The sequence below is a fragment of the Lysobacter firmicutimachus genome (genome assembly GCF_037027445.1).
GTDB lineage: Bacteria > Pseudomonadota > Gammaproteobacteria > Xanthomonadales > Xanthomonadaceae > Lysobacter > Lysobacter firmicutimachus.
The window spans coordinates 650,356-668,707 of the sequence record NZ_JBANDL010000002.1; the positions used below are offsets into that span (position 1 = coordinate 650,356).

Below are 18,352 nucleotides of genomic sequence, written 5' to 3' on the forward strand. Positions count from 1 at the left end.
TCCGGGCGCGCACGAAGGCGTGAAGCCGGGCCGGCGCGGGGCGCGGCGGGCGTGCGGGGCGGCTCGTCCTGAGCGCGGGCGCAGGCTCATGGACGGATCCGCTGGATGCTGGTGATGCGGTCCACGGTAGGTTGTTCGCGATCGAACAGCAGCGGCACCAGCGGCGTCACCGACACGCCGTTGAGCCGCACCCGGGCCAGTTCGCCGGTGCGGTCGCGGAAGGTGATGCCGGTGGTGTCGTGGATCACGTAGGGCCAGCCGTCCTGGTGGCCGACCACCATCATCACGTGGCCGGGGATGTAGATCAGGTCGCCTACCTGCAACGTCTTGAGCAGCGCCAGGCGGTCGTCGTGGCCGAGGTCGTCGGCCAGGTCGATGCGGTTCAGCGCGGGGCTGACCGCCTGGTCGCGGGTGTTGCGCGGCAGCTGCACGCCGAAGCTGCGGTAGATCTCCGACACGAAGCCGCTGCAGTCGCGAGTGTTGTAGGAGTGGCCCCAGCCGTAACGCTCGCCGAAGAACTTGAAGCCTTGCCGGACCAGGTGGGCCTGAGTCAGCGGCAAGTAGTCGGACGCGGTGTCGGCGGTGCGCGGCAGCAGGGCGGGGGAAAACTTCAGCCGGCCGGCGTCGTCGCGATACGGAAGCTCGATCACATGCGAAGCGTAATGGTGTTGGCCGTTGACCTCGCGTTGCGCCGGCCAGTCGGCCAGCCACGGCACGCGCACGCCCATCTCCAGTTGCACGTCGGACACGCCGGGCTGCTCGGGCGTGTGCACGGTGCGGGCGGTGGCGCCGGTGACGATGCGGTACGGGGTCTTGCGCACATAGGCGAAGATCTCGCCGGCCTCGCCCTCGGCGATGCGGTCCTTCTCGACCCAGGCCGCATACAGTTCGCTGACCACGAACCAGTACCGGCCGTCCGCGCTTTCGTGCACGATCGCCACCGGCGTGCCGGGGAACAGCGCGCTTTCCTGGAATCGGTCGATGTCGGTGTCGCCGCGGCTGGTGAACACCCGCAGCCGGGTCGGGAAGGTGCGCAGATCGGCGCGGCGCACCACCATGCCGTAGCGGCGCGGTTGCTGCGCCGGGATCGCGTCCAGCGCCAGGCCGTCGCTCAGCGCCTGCAGCGTCGCCGCGGGCACGGCGTCGCCGCGTTCGTCGTACAGGGTCTCCTCGCGCGGTTGCGACAGGGCCTGGATCCAGGCCCGCACCTGTTCGCGCGGCAGCCGTGCCGGCAGCTGTTCGATGTCGTGCACCGAAGGGTCGAGTTCGCGCAGGCGCCGGTTCTGCGCGGCGATCGCGGCGCGGTCGAAGATGGGGGTATCGGGATGGGTCTGCTGGCGGACCCAGTAGTCGGCGTTCAATTGCCCCTCCTCGATGCCGATCACGCCGGTCGCCGGCGGCCGCGCCTGCGCGGCCAGGCCCAGCGTCAGGGCAACGGCGAGGGCGCCGCTCCACAGCGCGGCGGTGCGACGGGCGCCTGACGGGCGGCCGGCGGGTGGCTGGCGGAAAGCGCTACGCATCGCTGCATGCTCCGGGTGCGCCGGATCGGTCCGGACGCCTGCTCGGCCCGATGCCGGTCGTCCGGCACCGACCCGTAACGCCAACCGTGCGCGCCGGGTCGATCCGAGAATACATATTTCCAGGCGTGAATAGATAGAGAATATTTTATTGACCACGCCCACCGCCCATGTTACACAGCCATGAACCGATGGCCCCCGCGTGGGTGACACCAGGTATGGATCCCGTGACTGACCTGCTGTTTATCGCTCCCCGCGCGAGGGCTATCGCTTTGCCTGCGCGGCGCAGCCGTTCGGCTGCGCTGGCCCTGGGGCTGGCGTTCGCGTTGCCGGCGGCGCTGGTGCTGGACCTGATCGTGCCTGCCTGGGCAGCGCAGAGCGAGGCCGGCGCCGATGCCGCCGCCTCGGCTTCGCGCCAGGCCGAGCAAGCCCTGGCCGCGATCCGCGCCCTGATCGACGGCGGCGACTTCCGCGACGCCGCGGCGCGCATCGAACGCTCGCTCAGCCTGCCTGGGCTCAGCCCCAAGCTGCGCCGGGCGATCGCCTTCGAACGCGAGCGCATGCGCCGCATCCGCCTGGATTTCAGCCTCGACCGCGAGCAGGCCCAGGCCAAGTTGCGCACTCAGATTCCCGACCTGCGCGGCGAGGAATTCGCCGCCTGGGATCGCGCCGGGTTGCTCGAGCACCAGGTCATCGACGGCGACAAGCGTTACTTCCAGCGCGCCCCGTCGAACCTGTTCCGGCTCAGCGACGAGGCGCTGAAGCGGCGCCGCGCGGACGCCAAGCCGCTCAGCGTGGGGCCGATGGAGCGGCTCAACCCGCATCATGCCGAGGTCCGCGACGCCGCGCTGGAGCGCGGTTACGGCGCGCCGCGGCGGGTGCGCATCACCCACTCGCTGACCGTCGCCGCCGATGCGGTGCCGGCCGGGCAGCGCCTGCGCGCCTGGCTGCCGTACCCGCGCGCGATCGCGCACCAGCAAGAGGCGATCGACTTCCTCGCCAGCGTCCCGGCGCAGCACCGCATCGCGCCGGAGTCGGCGTCGCAGCGCACGGTCTATCTGGAACAGGTCGCGCACGCCGGCCGGCCGACCCGGTTCGAGGTCCGCTACGAACTTACCGTCTACGGTCAGTACCGGGCGATCGACCCGGACAACGTGATCGCCGCGCCGGTCGACGACGAGACCCGGCCGCATCTGGGCGAACGCCTGCCGCACGAGGCCCATACCGAGGCGCTGCGCAAGTTCTCGCGCGAGGTCGTCGGCGACGAGACCCGGCCGTACTACATCGCCAAGAAACTCTACGCCGCCGTGGACCGCATTCCCTGGGCCGGCGCGCGCGAGTACTCGACGATCTCCAACATCTCCGACTACGCCCTGCACGCCGGCCATGCCGACTGCGGCCAGCAGACGTTGCTGCTGATGGCGCTGCTGCGGCTCAACGGCATCCCCGCGCGCTGGCAGTCCGGCTGGGTGTTCGGCGACGACGGCTACACCAACATGCACGACTGGGCCTGGATGTACCTGGCGCCGTACGGCTGGGTGCCGGTGGACGTGACCACCGGGCGCTTCGACAGCGCCGATCCGCAATTGGCCGATTTCTACTTCGGCGGCCTGGACGCGTACCGGGTGGCCTACAACGACGATTACGGCCGCGAGTTCGTTCCGGCCAAGACGCACGAACGCTCCGAAACCGTGGATTCGCAACGGGGCGAGGTCGAGTGGGAAGGGGGAAATCTCTACTTCGACCAGTGGGACTACGACTACCAAGCGCAGGTGCTGCCCGCAACGAAGTAAGCCCGCGGCCCGCGTCAACCATTGAGGGGAGGAAGTGCGGTGATGAAAGGCAAGACCTTGGTCAGAACCGGTTTGAGCATGGCGATGGGGATCTGCCTTGCTTCGATGGCGCTGCCGGCGCTGGCGGCCAACACCGACGGCTCGCTCGCCGGCCGGGTGGACGCCGGCGCCGAAGTCACGGTGCACAATCCGGAAACCGGATTCACCCGCACGGTGCGCGCCGACGCGGACGGCAACTACCGCTTCCCGTTCCTGCCGATCGGCACTTACAAGCTGCAGGCGAGCAAGGACGGCGCGCCCGTCGGCGAGGCGGTCGAGGTGGTGGTCAGTCTGGGCAACGAGGCCAACATCAACCTCGGGGACGCCACCAACCTGGGCGCGGTGCAGGTGATCGGCTCGCGCGTCATCACGCCGGTCGACGTGCGTTCGACCGAATCGGCGACCAACGTCACCAAGGCCGAACTCGAACGCGTGCCGGTCGGCCGCGACGCCCAATCGGTGGCCTTGCTCGCTCCGGGCGTGATCCAGGGACAGTACGGCGGCGCCTCGTTCGGCGGTTCGTCGGTGTCGGAGAACGCGGTCTACATCAACGGCCTCAACGTCACCGACTTCTACAAGCGGGTCGGCTTCTCCTCGGTGCCGTTCGGCTTCTTCAAGGAGTTCCAGGTCAAGACCGGCGGCTACTCGGTCGAATTCGGCCGCACCACCGGCGGCGTGATCAACGCGGTCACCCAATCGGGCACCAACGAGTTCAAGTTCGGCACCGAGTTGGTGTGGGAGCCGTCCTCGCTGCAGTCCGAGGGCAAGAACCACTACGACGCCGACGGCAATCCCTACCGGGTGGCCAGCCGCGACCAGTACGATAGCACCAATCTCAACGTCTACGCGTCCGGCCCCATCGTCAAGGACAAGCTGTTCTTCTACGCGATGTACGAGTTCCGCGACTACCGGCCGGAGAGCACCAACGACGCCGGCAGCACCTTCTTCAAGGGCAAGTCGGACAAGGGTTTCTGGGGCACCAAGCTGGACTGGCAGATCAACGACAGCCACTTGTTGGAGTTCCTGGCCTTCTCGGACAAGAACGAGACCACCACCGACAACTATCGCTACGACTTCGCCGCCGGTCAGCGCGGTTCGCGCACCAACACCCAGTTCAGCGAGGGCGGCGGGGTCAACTGGGCGCTGACCTATACCGGCTATCTGACCGACACGTTCTCGGTCAAGGCGCTGTACGGCGAGAACAAGCGCGACCGCATCCAGACCAGCGTCAACGACGTGCAGTGCGATGCGGTCCAGGATCGCCGCCGGGCCGGCTTGCCGCAGATCGGCTGCGTGTCCTCGGCCCAGATCGAGAAGGGCCAGGACCAGCGCGAAGCGGCGCGACTGGATTTCGAATGGCAGGTCGGCGACCACCTGCTGCGCTTCGGCCTGGACCGCGAGGTCAATACCTCCGACAACGAGAGCTTCTATCCGGGCCCGACCCGCCGCTACTACCAGATCTATCCGACCCTGCCGGGCACCCGGCTGGAGAACGGCGGCATCGTCCCGGCCGGCGTCAACGCCTACGTGCGTGCGCGCCAGCAGGAGGTCAGCGGCAGCTTCGAGTCGATCAACAGCGCCTACTACATCGAGGACAACTGGCAGGTCACGCCGAACCTGATGCTCAACGCCGGCCTGCGCCTGGAGGCGTTCGACAACAAGAACGGCGAGGGCAACACCTACATCAAGATCGACGACATGCTGGCGCCGCGCCTGGGCTTCTCCTGGGACTTCCGCGGCGACGGCCGTTCCAAGCTGTTCGGCAACGTCGGCCGCTACTTCCTGCCGATCGTCAATCAGATCAACGTCAAGCAGGCCGGCGCTTTCCTCGACGAGCGCACCTTCTACGTGTTCAACGGCCTGGAGTCGTTCCAGTACAACGGCGCCACCTACCAGCGGCCGGTGCTCGGCGCTCAGATCGGACCGGTCGACAACAGCCAGGGCGACGGCACGGTCGGCGACCTGCGCAGCGAGGTCGACGCCGACATCGACCCGGTCTACCAGGACGAGCTGATCCTGGGCTTCCAGTCGATGCTCGACGAAACCTGGTCGTGGGGCGTGCGCGGCATCTACCGCCGCTTGCACAACGCCATCGACGACATGAACCTGACCTCGAACGGCATCCTCTGCGGCGGCGAGCCCGGCAGCATCGGCTACATCATGGGCAACCCGGGCAAGACCGCGACGGTCTATACCGACACCAACTGCGACGGGGTCAACGACGGTTACGTCAACATCGACACCTCGCGCGCCGGCTGGGCGCTGTACGACGCCGACGGCAACTACGTCGGCGACCGCGGTTGGGTCAAGCCCAAGCGCACCTATCGCGCGCTGGAGTTCATGCTCGACCGCGCCTGGGACGACAAGTGGGCGTTCAACGCCTCCTACACCTGGTCCAAGAGCGAAGGCAATGCCGAAGGCCCGTCGAACTCCGACTTCGGCTTCGACAACACCGGGCGCACCGAGTCCTTCGACGACCCGTTCGTGAACTTGAACGGCGACGGCCCGCTGCCCAACGACCGCCGCCACCAGATCAAGCTGCGCGGCGCCTACGCCATCGACGACCATTGGTCGATCGGCGCCACCCTCAACGCCCAGTCGGGCCGCCCGATCAACGCCTTCGGCAAGGGCAATCCCTTCGACGGCACCAGCTACCACAGCTTCTATGTCTGCGTGTCCAACTGCCAGGCTGACTTCGACCAGCGCGTCTACCAACTGCGCCGGCGTGGTTCCGGCGGCGACCTGCCGTGGACCTTCGACGTGGGCGCCAGCGTGACCTACCAGCGCTCGTTCGGCGCCGCCGACCTGAGGGTCAAGTTCGCGGTCTACAACCTGTTCAACCAGCAGCGGGTGATGGAGGTCGACGACGAATTCGAAAGCGGCATCGGCGTGCGCAACGAGTTCTACCGCTTCGGCACCGGCTATCAGTCGCCGCGCTACGCGCAATTGACGGTGTCCCTGGACTTCTGATCCTCCGGACCCCTTTGGCGGCGCAGGAACGGGCCGCCCTCTCTCTTCGTTCAGGACCGTTCCGATGCGACGCCTACGACTCCCGCGCGCAGTCCTGCTTTTTATTGGCCTGTTGGCGGCGCCGGCGTTCGCTGCCTCGACGTCTGCCGCCGGCGACGGCGCGACCGCGGCCGAGCTCGATCGCATCGTCGACGGCATCCGTGCCCGCTACCGCTTGCCCGGCGTGGCGGTGGCGGTCGTCGAGGACGGACGAGCGAGCTACCGGCGCACGGCCGGCGTGCTGGCGCTGGGCGAGGGCGCTGCGGTCGGCCCGGGCAGCCTGTTCAAGATCGCTTCCAACACCAAGGCCATGACCGCCGCGGCGCTGGCGCGGCTGGTGGATGCCGGCAAGCTGCGTTGGGACGACCCGGTCGCGCGCTATCTGCCGCAGTTCCGCATGAGCGAGGACTGGGTGACGCGCGAGTTCCAGGTCCGCGATCTGTTGATCCACAACAGCGGTCTGCGCGCGGGCGCCGGCGACCTGATGCTGTGGCCGGAGCCCAATGCCTACACGCGCGCCGACATCCTGCACGGCCTGCGCTATCTGCGACCGCAGCACAGCTTCCGCTTGCGTTACGCGTACGACAATCTGCTCTACATCGTCGCCGGCGAGGTCGCCGCGGTCGCGGCGGGCGCGCCCTACGAAGTGGCGCTGCAACGCGAGGTGTTCGAACCGTTGGGCATGCGCGGTTGCCGTGTCGGCGCATGGACGCCGGGCGCCGGCGACGAGCTGGCCCAGCCGCATGCGCGGCGCGGCGATCGCTATGTGGTGGTACGCCGCGACGGCGCCGCGATTCCGGCCAGCACCATGGACCCGGCCGGCGGGGTGCGCTGCGGTCTCGACGACATGGTGCGCTGGCTGCAGGCCTGGCTGGACCCCGAGCGCCGCGGCGCCGACGGTAAGCCCTGGTTGTCGGCCGAGCAGCGCCGCGCGGTGTGGGCGGCGCAGATGCCGATGCCGGTCTCGGCGCGCCAGCGCGACTGGTCGCGGAGCCGCTTTTCCGCCTACGGCTACGGCTGGCGGCTCGGCGACGTGCACGGCGAGTTCAAGGTCTCGCATACCGGTACTCTGATGGGCATGTACTCGCTGGTGGCGATGCTGCCGGACCGGCGCGCCGGTTACGTGGTGCTGATCAACGGCGATGCGGGCGATGCGCGCAGCGTGTTCGATCAGGTGCTCAGCGAGCGCTACGCGCCGCCGCCGCAACCGCGCGACTGGACGCGGTATGCGGCTGAGATCGCGCGCGAGGAGGCTGCGCCCGCGTCCCGCCGCGCCCCCGACACCTCGGCCCGGACGGCTGCGCGCCGCGCGGCGCTGGCGCCATGGCTGGGCCGGTACCGCGACCCCTGGTTCGGCGAGGCCTCGGTGTGCGCCCAGGGCGATACGGTGAGATTCGTCGCAGGCAAGTCCCCGCTGCTCAGCGGTAAGATCCAGCAAGTCGGCGGGCGATGGCTGGTCGACTGGGACGCGGACGAGGTCGATGTCGAAGCCTGGCTCGATTTCGCCCGCGCACCGGACGGCGGCATCACCCTCGGCATGAGCAAGGTCGACCCGGATGCGGACTTCAGCTACGACTACGAGGACTTGGCGTTCGCGCGTATCGGCGATTGCGGTTGAGGCCTGTGCGTTGCTGGTGCTGATCGGTTGCGTGACCGCGGTGCGCTCGCCGCAGGCGCAGCGGACGGCGGCCGCGCCGATGGTATCGCCGGCGACCGATGCGGCATCCGTCGGCCTGATCGAGATCCGCCGCCTGGTGCCCGACCTGTCGCTGGACATCCGCTACGCCGGCGCCGACAACTTCGTCGGCCGACCGGTCGCGGGTTACGAGGCGCCGGCCTGCTATCTGCATGCGCGCGCCGCGCAGGCCCTGGCGCGGGTCGAGCGCAGCTTGCGCGGGCAAGGTCTGCGGCTGCGCGTTTACGACTGCTACCGGCCGGTGCGAGCGGTTCGCGATTTCGTCGCGTGGGCAGGCGATCTCGGCGACCAGAGCGGCAAATCCGAATACTATCCGCACCTGGACAAGAGCGCGCTGCTGGGCGACTACATCTCGCCGACCTCCGGCCACAGCCGCGGCGCGACCGTGGACCTGACCCTGCTCGCGTCGCGTGCCGGGCGCTATGCGCCCTTGGACATGGGCACCGGCTTCGACTTCTTCGATCCGGCGGCGAACACCGATTCGCCGCAGGCGAGCCCGGAGCAACGCGCCAATCGGGACCGCTTGCGCCAGGCCATGGCCGCCGAAGGCTTCGAGAACTACCCGCTGGAGTGGTGGCATTACACCTACCGCCCCGAACCGACCCCACGGACCGCGTTCGATTTTCCGGTGCGCTAGCGGACGGTTGTAGGAGCGGCGCGAGCCGCGACCACCGCAGCGGTGCGATGCCAGGTACGTTCCCGGAAGCCCGGCTTTCCGGTTGTGTGGTTGCCGATCGCTCGCGGATCAGGGCTTCGGCCGGCTTCGCTCGCATACCTCGCTGCGGCTGTCGCGGCTCACGCCGCTCCTACAGGGGCGGCGGCTTTTGTAGGAGCGGCGTAAGCCGCGACCACCGAAGCGGTGCGATACCACGCATGCTTCCGAAGCCCGGCTGCCTGGTGATCGAACGCTAGTGGATCGGTGCGTCGGGCAGGTACAGCTCGGCGATCTTCAGCGCCAGCCGGTAAGGCTCGGGCTCGTTGCGGTTGCTCAACACCGCCACGCTGAGCCGGCGCTGCGGCCAGCGCACGAACACGTTGCGGAAGCCGATCGATTCGCCGGAATGCCACAGCGTCTCGCCGGTGATGCGCCAGCCGTAGCCGTATTCGACTTCGGCCTGGTCGGTCGGCGTGTGCGGCGCGAAGGCCAGCCGGCGCGAGGCCGCGCTGAGCAGACGGTCGTCGTACAGCGCCGCGTCCCACCGGGGCAGGTCGTCGATCGAGGCGTAGACGCCGCCGTCGCCGAGCACGGCACTGGTTGGGCTCTGGTCCGTGCGGCGCCAACGTCCCTGCTCGAAACTGTAGCCGTAGGCGCGATGCGCCACCTCGGACACGCCGCGCTCGTAGGCGACCGCGTCGTGCATGCCCAGCGGCAGGAAAATGCGTTCGCGCAGGAACTCGGCGTAGCGGCGGCCGGAGGCTTGCTCCACGATCAAGGCGAGCAGCGCGTAGCCACTGTTGCTGTAATGGTAGCCGCGGCCGGCAGCGAAATATGCACGGTTCTGGCCTTCCAGCACCCGCAGCACGTCGGCGTCGCGCATCTGGCGCTCGCCGTCGTCGTAGCGTCCGTGCGGCATCACCTCCTCGTAATCGATCAGCCCCGAGGTGTGGCTGAGCAATTGCCGGATCGTCATCGCATCGCAGGCCGCGGGCAGGCTGGGCAACCAGCGCTTGATCGGGTCGTCCAGACGCAATTTGCCGTCTTCCGCCAGCAGCAAAACCGCGGCGGAAGTGAACTGCTTGCTGACCGAGGCCAGGCGGTAATGCGTCTGCGGCGTTGCCGCGGTCGCGGCTTCCAGATTCGCCAGTCCGTAGCCGCGCCGCAGCAGCGGACGGCCCTCGTGCAGCACCAGCACGCTGGCTCCGGGCACGCGGCCGATATAGTCGCGCATCAGCGCCGCGACCGCCGCGTCGCGGCCGGCATCGCCGGCGGGCCTTGCAGGCTCGCGGCTCGGGACGGCGGAACAACCGCCGATCGACGCGGCCACCGCCGCGGTCAACAGGAATATGGTTCGCATCGGTCGATAGTGCAGGGCGATGCGGCGCGCGGAAAGTGCCGTCGTCGCGGTCCCGCGCGGCAATCGCGCGACGACTCGACCGGTGCGCAGCATCGCGCGGCGGTGAGGGGCAGGCCCGCGGCGTAGCCCCTTCCGTCCCTTTGTCTCTCGCCGGCCTGGGGCGGAGCGGACAGGATTCGCCCTGCTCCTGGAACGCTGCGGTCCGGTCCGGCGCAGCGATAGTGCTTGCTATTCAATAGTGCGCTATGTAAATTGCCGACCCATGAAGACCGCCCTCGCCACCGCCAAGCCGCCGCGTTCCAGCCTGCTGCTCGACGACCAGCTCTGCTTCGCCCTCTACTCGACCGGGCTGGCGCTGAATAAGGTCTACCGCAAGCTGCTGGGCAAACTCGGCCTGACCTATCCGCAGTACCTGGTGATGATGGTGCTGTGGGAGCGCGACGGCCTCACCGTTTCGGAGATCGGCGAACGCTTGTTCCTGGATTCGGCGACCTTGACGCCGTTGCTCAAGCGGCTGGAAGCGGCCGGCCTGCTGACCCGCACCCGCGCCGCCAGCGACGAACGCCTGGTGGTGATCGAGTTGAGCAAGCAAGGCCGCGCACTCAAGGCCAAGGCGCAGAGCGTGCCGACCGGTATGTCCTGCGCGGTCGAAGATTGCAGCTTGGAGCAGTTGACCGTGCTCAAAGCGCAACTGGAAAGCCTGCGCGGGAGCCTGCTGCGCCACGCCTGAGCCCGGCCTGCATTCGCCGTTCCCGTTCCCTGCACCCGTCTCCCTGCACCCATTTCCCTGCACCCATTTCCCGCTCCCGACCGTTCGCTTCCGTTTAAAGAATAGTGCGCTATCAAATAGCGAATTATTTATTTCAGGCCGCAACACCGTTCCTTCCCACTCAACCCGATCCAAGGAGTCCTACCATGTCCCTCGACACCGTTCTCTACACCGCACACGCCCACGTCACCGGCGGCCGCGACGGCCGCGCCGTTTCCTCCGACAATGCGCTGGAAGTCCAGTTGAGCACGCCGCGCGAGCTGGGCGGCGCCGGCGGCGCCGGCACCAATCCGGAACAACTGTTCGCTGCCGGCTACTCGGCCTGCTTCATGGGCGCGATGAAGTTCGTCGCCGGCCGCGAGAAGATCGCGTTTCCGGCCGACGCGTCGATCGACGGCAGCGTCGGCATCGGTCCGCTGCCGACCGGCTTCGGCATCCAGGCCGAGCTGAAGATCTCGCTGCCCGGCCTGCCGCGCGAGCAAGCGCAGGCGCTGATCGAAAAGGCCCATGGGGTGTGCCCGTACTCGAACGCGACCCGCGGCAACATCGACGTGACCTTGACCCTGGTCTGACCTGCATCGGTCCGGTTCGAGCCGGACGGCGCAGCGCAATAGCGAAGGCCCGGGCGCGCAAGCGTCCGGGCCTTTCGTTCGAGCGTCCCGCGCAGCGACGATCGTGTCGCTGCGCGACCGGCGCGGCGCCGATCGCGGCCTCGGCGTGAAGTCCGCGTGCAGGTCCGGTGAGCGACGGTGAGTTCGTGCGAGCGCGCGGCGAATACACTGCGGCGAGATCGCGGCCGCGAGGTGGGCACTCCTTCACGATCGCCGCGGCATTCGAAACGTCCAACAGGCAACCGCAGCAGCCAACGCAATCTCCGTCGTCGATCCGCAGTCGATCCGCTTTCGTCTTCGATTTCGTCGTTGTCGGTTCCGGCCGGGCGCATCCCGGCGACTTGCTGACATGGGTGGGGCGTTTCCCCCGCGAAGGTCCTCGTCCTTCGGCCGTCCCGTCCGTGTCCGCTCGGAAAACGGAGGAATGGATATGCCCGCACGCGCCCCAGCCCGCTTTCGCCCGCATCCGTTGAGCCTCGGCATCGTCCAGGCGATCCCGATGCTGCTCGCCCTGCAACTGTGGTCCGGCCAGGCCCAGGCCGCCTGTACGCCGGCCGCGCCCACCGACGGCGCCACGGTCAGCTGCACCGGCGTGCCGATCCTGCTGCCGCCCAATCCGAACAGCTTCCTGAGCAATGCCAACAATCTGGACGTCACCGTGCAGGCCGGCGCGATCATGAGCACGCTGCCGGGCGGCACCGCGATGACCTTCGGCGGCAACGGCCTGACGCTCAACAACCTCGGCGCCATCGACGCCAACGCCGCCGGCTCGCTGGTGCTGGCGCGGGCGCTGGCGATCGGCAATCTGGTCGTGCCCGGCAGCGGCAACGTCATCGTCAACAATCAGGGCAGCATCGAAGGCACCTTCGACGGTACCTTCGGCCTGGCCGGCGCTGCGATGGTGATCGCCAATACCGGCGTCACCACGATCAACAACACCGGCAGCATCGGCATGAGCGCGCTGGGACTGTTCGATCCGATCAACTCGATCGCGGTCGGCGTCTACGGCGGCGGCAACGTCAACTTCACCAACACCGGCACCATCACCGGCCGGGTGGCGTTCTCCAGCCCCACCAGCGGCGGCAACGTCTTCGTCAACGCCGGCACCATCAACGGCAGCGTTTCGCTCGGCACCACGCTCAGCAACGACACCTTCGTCGCGGTGACCGGCTCCAGCATCAACGGCGGCCTGGTGCCGCTGCCGGGCGTCACCATTCCGACCCCTTCGGTGCCGGTCAGCTTTCTGACCTATGCCGCCGGTGGCACCGTCGACGCCGGCATCGGCGGCCTGGACACGCTGGTGCTCCAGAACACCGTCGCCGGGCCCGGTTCGGGCAGCGGCGGCAGCGGTACGGCGTCGGCCTTGCAATACCTCAACTTCGAAAACCTGACCGTCAACAGCGGCACCTGGAGCCTGCAGGGCGCGCTGGTCAGCGGCAGCGCGACGCTCAACGGCGGCACGGCGATCTTCGACGACGCGCTGTCGTTCGGTGCCGGCACCCTGACCGGCAACGGCGGGGCGATCCAGGCCTCGGTCGGCGGACTGACCCTCGGCCAGAGCGTCAATCTCACCGGCGGCCTGATCGTGCAGGGCGGCAACAGCCTGACCCTGGGCGGCACGGTCAGCGGCGGCGGCGGCCTGATCAAGAACGGCGCCGGCACCCTGACCCTGGCCGGCAGCAATAATTTCAGCGGCGGCCTGGCGCTCAACGGCGGCGGCCTGACCTTGGGCAACGCCAGTTCGCTCGGCACCGGCCTGTTCCTGGTCGGCGGCCCGGCCGCGCTCAATACCGCCTTCACCGGGACGCTGACCAACCAAGTCCAGCTCAACGGCGCGCTGACCCTCAACGGCGCCGGCAGTTTGACCCTGAGCGGCAACGTCAACGGCGCCGGCAGCCTGACCCTCGCCAGCGGCAACCTGGCCCTGACCGGCAGCAACAACTACAGCGGCGGCACCGTGCTGCAGGCCGGTTCGATCGATGTCGGCAACAGCGGCGCGCTCGGCATCGGCAACCTGACCGTCAACGGCGCCGGCAGCCTGACCGGCGCGGCCGGAGTGGCGCTGGGCAACAACATCGTGCTCAACAACACCCTCAACTTCGGCGCCGGCGGCGGAGGCGGCGCGCTGACCCTCAACGGCACCGTCAGCGGCGCCGGCGGCATGAGCCTGGCCGGCGCGCCAGGGCTGACCCTCAATGGCAGCAACAATTTCTCCGGCGGATTCAATCTCGGCGGCGGCGCCCTGGTGGTCGGCAGCAACACCGCGCTCGGCACCGGCGCGGTCACGGTGAGCGGCGCCGGCAGCCTCGATGCGAATGCCGCGGTCAGTCTGACCAACAACTTCAACCTCAACGCCGGACTGAGCGTGCTCGGCAGCAACAACCTCAGCCTCAACGGCACCATCGGCGGCCTCGGCGGCCTGACCAAGAGCGGTGCGGCGACGCTGGGCCTGGGCGGCGCCAACAGCTTCGCCGGCGGGGTCAACCTGCTCGGCGGCGGCTTGAGCGTCGGCACCGGCACCTCGCTGGGCCTGGGCGCGCTGACCGTCAACGGCGCGTCCAGCCTCAGCGCCAGCGCCGGTGTCAATCTCGGCAATGCGGTCGCGCTCAACGCCGACCTCGCGGTCGGCGGCGGCAACGACATCGCCCTCGGCGGCCTGGTCTCCGGCGGCGCCGGGTTGAGCTACAACGGCACCGGTACGCTCGCGCTCAACGGTCCCAACACCTTCGGCGGCGGCGTCGACCTGGCCAGTGGCAACCTGTCGGTCGGCAACAACCTCGCCCTCGGCAGCGGCACGCTGAGCGTGCTCGGCAACGCCGGGCTCAGCGCCGGCGTGCCCGGCGTAGCGCTGGGCAACACGGTCGATCTCGCCAGCGGCACCACGTTGACCATCGGCGGCGCCAACGCGCTGGCGCTCAACGGCCCGATCGGCGGCGCCGGCGCGCTGGCCTACGCCGGCAGCGCCAGCCTGACCCTGGGCGGGGCGAACAACTTCGGCGGCGGCCTGACCCTGTCCGGCGGCAACCTGCTGCTCGGCACCGACAGTTCGCTCGGCACCGGCGCGCTCAACGTCGCCGGCAACGCCGGGCTCGCCAGCACCGGCGCCGCGTTGACCCTGACCAATGCGGTCAACCTCGCCAGCGGCGCCGCGCTGAACCTGGGCGGCAGCGCCGACCTGAGCTTGAACGGCACCGTCGCCGGCGATGGCGGCCTGATCAAGAGCGGCAGCGGCACTTTGTCGCTGGGCGGCGCCAACCTGTTCGCCGGCGGCGTCGACCTGCAGGCCGGCACCTTGGCGCTGGCGCAGTCGAGCTCGCTCGGCAGCGGAACGCTGACCGTCAGTGGCGCCTCGACCCTGGCTGCGTCGGCGCCGTTGAACGTCGGCAATGCGATCGTGCTTAACGCCGGCCTGAGCATCGCCGGTAGCAACGATCTGACCCTGAGCGGCGCGATCGGCGGCAGCGGCGGGTTGAGTTTCAACGGACCGTCGACCCTGAGCCTGAGCGGCGCCAACGGCTTCGCCGGCGGCGTCGCGCTCGGCGGCGGCATGCTCGCGGTCGGCAACGATCTGGCCCTCGGCAGCGGCAGCCTCAACGTCGGCGGCAGCGCGCAGTTGAGTGCGACTACCGCCGGCATCGAGCTGGCCAACGCGGTCAACCTCGGCGCCGGCTCCACGCTCGCCGTCGTCGGCAGCAACGGCCTCGCCCTCGACGGCACGATCGGCGGCGCCGGCGCGTTGGCGATGAACGGCACCGGCACGTTGAGCCTCAGCGCGGCGAACAACTTCGGCGGTGGCGTAGCCCTGAACTCGGGCGCGCTGGCGGTCGGCGATTCGCTCGCGCTCGGCACCGGCACGCTCGCGGTCGGCGGCGACGCCGGTCTGAGCGCCAGCGCCGCCGGGGTGACCCTGGGCAATGCGATCACCCTGGCCGCGGGAGCCGAACTGGCGATCGCCGGCAGCAACGACCTGGGTTTGAGCGGCACCATCGGCGGCGCCGGCGGCCTGGCGTACTCGGGCACCGGCACCCTGATCCTGAGCGGCGCCAACGCCTTCGGCGGCGGGGTGAACCTCAGCGCCGGCACCCTGGCGATCGGCAGCAATGCCGCGCTCGGCACCGGCACCTTGGCGGTGAGCGGCAACGCCAGCCTCAGCGCCGCGGTCGCGGGCTTGAACGTGGCCAATGCGGTCGACGTGGCCGCCGGCACTGCGCTCGACGTGACCGGCAGCAATCCGCTCAATCTCAGCGGTACGATCAGCGGCAGCGGTACCCTGATCAAGTCGGGCCCGGCCGCGCTGACCCTGTCCGGCAGCCTGGTCGGATTCGGCGGCGGCCTGTCGCTGCAGGGCGGCGCGCTCGCCGTCGCCCATCCGATCGTCGCCGGCTTCACCTCCGCGGCCGGCACCAGCGCCAGCTTCAGCGCCGGCAACGACCGGCTCAGCGCCACCGGCGCGGTCGCCGGCACGGTCGACCTGGGCGGCGGCGACGATCGCTACTACAGCAGCCTGGCGTTGTTGTCCGGCCTGACCGGCAGCGTCGCCGCGGGCGCCGGCAGCGACACCTTCGCCGTCGGCGGCGGCCAGGGCACGTTGCCCGCGGCCTCGCTGAGCGGCTTCGAACAACTCGACGTCGCCAGCGGCGGCACCCTGGTGCTGGCTGCGGCCAGCACCGCCCACTTCGTCGACAGTTCCATCGCCGGCAACCTGGTGCTCGACGGCACCTTGACCGGCAACGCCGCCGTGCTCGCCGGCGGCGCACTCGTTGGGGATGGCGCGCTGACCGGCGCGCTGACGCTCGGCGGCACGCTGGCGCCTTCCGGTCTGGCCGGAGCGACCGGAGCGGCGGGCGGCAGCGCCTCGGTCGGCGCGTCACTCAACGTCGCCAGCCTGAGCTTCAGTCCGGGCGGCGTGCTGCAGGTGCGGCAGAACGGCGCCGGCGCCACCGACAGCGTGATCGTCGCGGGCACCGCGAGCTTGAGCGGCGGCCAGGTGGTGGCGATTCCGCAGCCTGGCAGCTATGCGCCGATCACCGATTACCGCATCGTCGACGCCGGTGCGATCAGCGGCGCCTTCACCGGCGTGGTCCAGACCGCCTTGCCTTTCCTCGATGCGGCGTTGGTCACGATCGGCAGCGACGTGTTCCTGCGCCTGAGCGAGCACGACGCCGGCGGCACGGGCATTCGTTTCAACCAGTTCCCCGGCTTGAGCGACAACCAGCAGGCGGTGGCCGACGCGTTGCAGGCGATCGCCGATGCCGACAGCGGCCAACTGCCGACTCTGATCGCCGCCGCGCGCGGCCTCAGCGCGGCGCAGGCGCCGCGTGCGTTCGATACCCTCAGCGGCGAGACCTATGCCTCGCTGGCGAGTGCGCAACGCTACAACGCCGAGCAACTGCAGCGGGGGGTGACGCGCCAACTGGACCTGATCCGCGACTTCGGCATCGAGGACGAACGCAGTCTCGGCACCGTGTGGGTCACCGGTTACGGCGGCCGCGCCGAGTTCGACGGCGACGGCCTGGCCGGGATCGACAACCGTCTTGCCGGCGTACTGTTCGGCCTGGAAGGTTCGCCGGGCGACGCGTTCCGCTTCGGCGGCCACATCGGCCTGGCGCATTCCAGGTTGGAAACCGAGCGCCGCGACGACCGCATCGACGGCGATCAGTTCAATGTCGGCGTCCACTGGCTGTACGCGCCGGGCGGCTTCTGGACCCAGGGCGCGGTCGGCTACAGCTACGCCAGCTACGATGCCGAGCGCGAGATCGCGGTCGGCACCTTCAACGCGCGCAGCGACGCGCATTTCAGCGGCGACGGCGCCTATGCCGCGGTCGAAGCGGGTTGGCGCTGGGACGGCGGCAGCGTTCGGGTCGAGCCCTTGCTGGGCGTGTACTACCACAAGTTCGAATCGATCCGGCTGCGCGAGCGCGGCGCCGGCGACGCGAACCTCGAAGTCGCCGCGGCCAGTTACGATGTCGCCACCGCCGGCATCGGCGTGCGCTTGTCGATGGCCCCGGGGCAGGCGCGGCGTTGGCAGCCGACCGCGGACCTGCGCTACCTGCACGATCTGCAGGACGACGCGCCGCTGGCGCGCAACGCCTTTGCCGGCGCCAACGTGCCCGACTTCGGCGTGCGCGGTTTCGTCGCCGAGCGCAATCGCTGGAATGTCGGTCTCGGACTGAACTATCGCCTGAGCCGGTTCGGCAGCGGTTTCGTCGAGTACCGCGGCGATATCGGCAGCGACGACCGCGCGCACTCGCTCAACCTTGGCCTGCGCCTGGGCTGGGGCGGCTCGCCGGCGATGGCGGCGGCACGGCCGGCGCCGGTGGCGGTCGCGAGCGCGGCGAGCGCGGACTCCGCAGCAAGCGCAGGGACTGCGCTCGCGCCGGCGACCGAGCCTTCGACCTCTGTACCGGTGCGCTCGGCGGAGAGAACGGCGCCACGCGCGACAGCGCCGGTTTCGCCCACCAGCGAAGCCGACGTTTCCTCCCCGGGCCATGCCGGTGCGCGCGGCGCGAACGCCGCCGCTGCGGCCGCGGGCGCGACCGGGGCGGCCACGGCTGCGGCACCGGCGAGCGCCGATGCGACGCCGGCGAGTCGCTCGCCCGGCGGCGCATGCCCGGCGCGTCCCGTCGCCAAGCCGGCGAGCCGTCCGGTCGCCAAGGTCAAGCCCCGCAGCGCCAAGCCGTTGAGCAAGACCCACCGTGTCGCCTCGCGCGGCACATCGAGCAAGGCGAAGCCCCGCCGCGCGCCGGCGCGGCTCGCCGCACGCACACCGTCGTCCGCCCCTCCGTCGGGCGCGGTGCCCCTGTCTGCCGCCGGGTGCGACGAGGCTTCGGCCCGCAGCCACTGAATCCGGGTCGATGCACCCGCGGCGGAGAGGGTGGCGCTACCGGTTCCGGTACGCTGGAC

At 69.7% G+C, this 18,352-nt stretch carries 9 protein-coding genes; 7 read left to right on the forward strand and 2 right to left on the reverse strand.

Features of this window, described 5'->3' with window-relative positions; genetic code table 11:
• Positions 1–86: 86 nt before the first annotated feature.
• Positions 87–1,520 (reverse strand): C40 family peptidase, encoded by a 1,434-nt coding sequence (locus V2J18_RS02785; RefSeq protein WP_336130894.1) that lies wholly within the window; start codon positions 1,518–1,520, stop codon positions 87–89.
• Positions 1,521–1,789: 269 nt separating this feature from the next.
• Here V2J18_RS02785 and V2J18_RS02790 point away from each other — a divergent pair, with 269 nt between their 5' ends.
• The 4 genes from V2J18_RS02790 to V2J18_RS02805 all read left to right on the forward strand — a co-directional run bounded on the left by V2J18_RS02790 (position 1,790) and on the right by V2J18_RS02805 (position 8,691).
• Positions 1,790–3,310 (forward strand): transglutaminase-like domain-containing protein, encoded by a 1,521-nt coding sequence (locus V2J18_RS02790; RefSeq protein ID WP_425606094.1) that lies wholly within the window; start codon positions 1,790–1,792, stop codon positions 3,308–3,310.
• A 42-nt stretch (positions 3,311–3,352) separates the two neighbouring features.
• Positions 3,353–6,319 carry a TonB-dependent receptor gene (locus V2J18_RS02795; protein WP_336130895.1) on the forward strand — a complete coding sequence of 989 codons (2,967 nt, stop codon included), beginning with the start codon at positions 3,353–3,355 and terminating at the stop codon, positions 6,317–6,319.
• A 64-nt stretch (positions 6,320–6,383) separates the two neighbouring features.
• Entirely contained in the window at positions 6,384–7,976 is a 1,593-nt protein-coding gene (locus V2J18_RS02800; protein ID WP_336130896.1) for a serine hydrolase, read from the forward strand.
• Positions 7,977–8,055: 79 nt separating this feature from the next.
• On the forward strand, positions 8,056–8,691 hold the full coding sequence (locus V2J18_RS02805) for a M15 family metallopeptidase (RefSeq protein ID WP_336133039.1): 636 nt from the start codon (positions 8,056–8,058) through the stop codon (positions 8,689–8,691).
• A 271-nt stretch (positions 8,692–8,962) separates the two neighbouring features.
• On the opposite strand, the gene V2J18_RS02810 is transcribed toward V2J18_RS02805, so the two are convergent.
• Positions 8,963–10,069, reverse strand: coding sequence for a serine hydrolase domain-containing protein (locus V2J18_RS02810; protein WP_336130897.1), 1,107 nt, complete (start codon positions 10,067–10,069; stop codon positions 8,963–8,965).
• 262 nt (positions 10,070–10,331) lie between these two features.
• Between V2J18_RS02810 and V2J18_RS02815 the strand changes: the two genes are divergently transcribed.
• The 3 genes from V2J18_RS02815 (at position 10,332) to V2J18_RS02825 (ending at position 18,293) form a co-directional block, all read left to right on the forward strand.
• Positions 10,332–10,799, forward strand: coding sequence for a MarR family winged helix-turn-helix transcriptional regulator (locus V2J18_RS02815; RefSeq protein ID WP_064746351.1), 468 nt, complete (start codon positions 10,332–10,334; stop codon positions 10,797–10,799).
• A 185-nt stretch (positions 10,800–10,984) separates the two neighbouring features.
• Complete coding sequence (locus tag V2J18_RS02820; protein ID WP_064746352.1) at positions 10,985–11,410, forward strand: organic hydroperoxide resistance protein; 426 nt, start codon at positions 10,985–10,987, stop codon at positions 11,408–11,410.
• 469 nt (positions 11,411–11,879) lie between these two features.
• The gene (locus V2J18_RS02825; RefSeq protein ID WP_336130899.1) at positions 11,880–18,293 is read left to right on the forward strand and encodes an autotransporter domain-containing protein; all 6,414 of its coding nucleotides are present in this window, start codon (positions 11,880–11,882) and stop codon (positions 18,291–18,293) included.
• Positions 18,294–18,352: the final 59 nt, after the last annotated feature.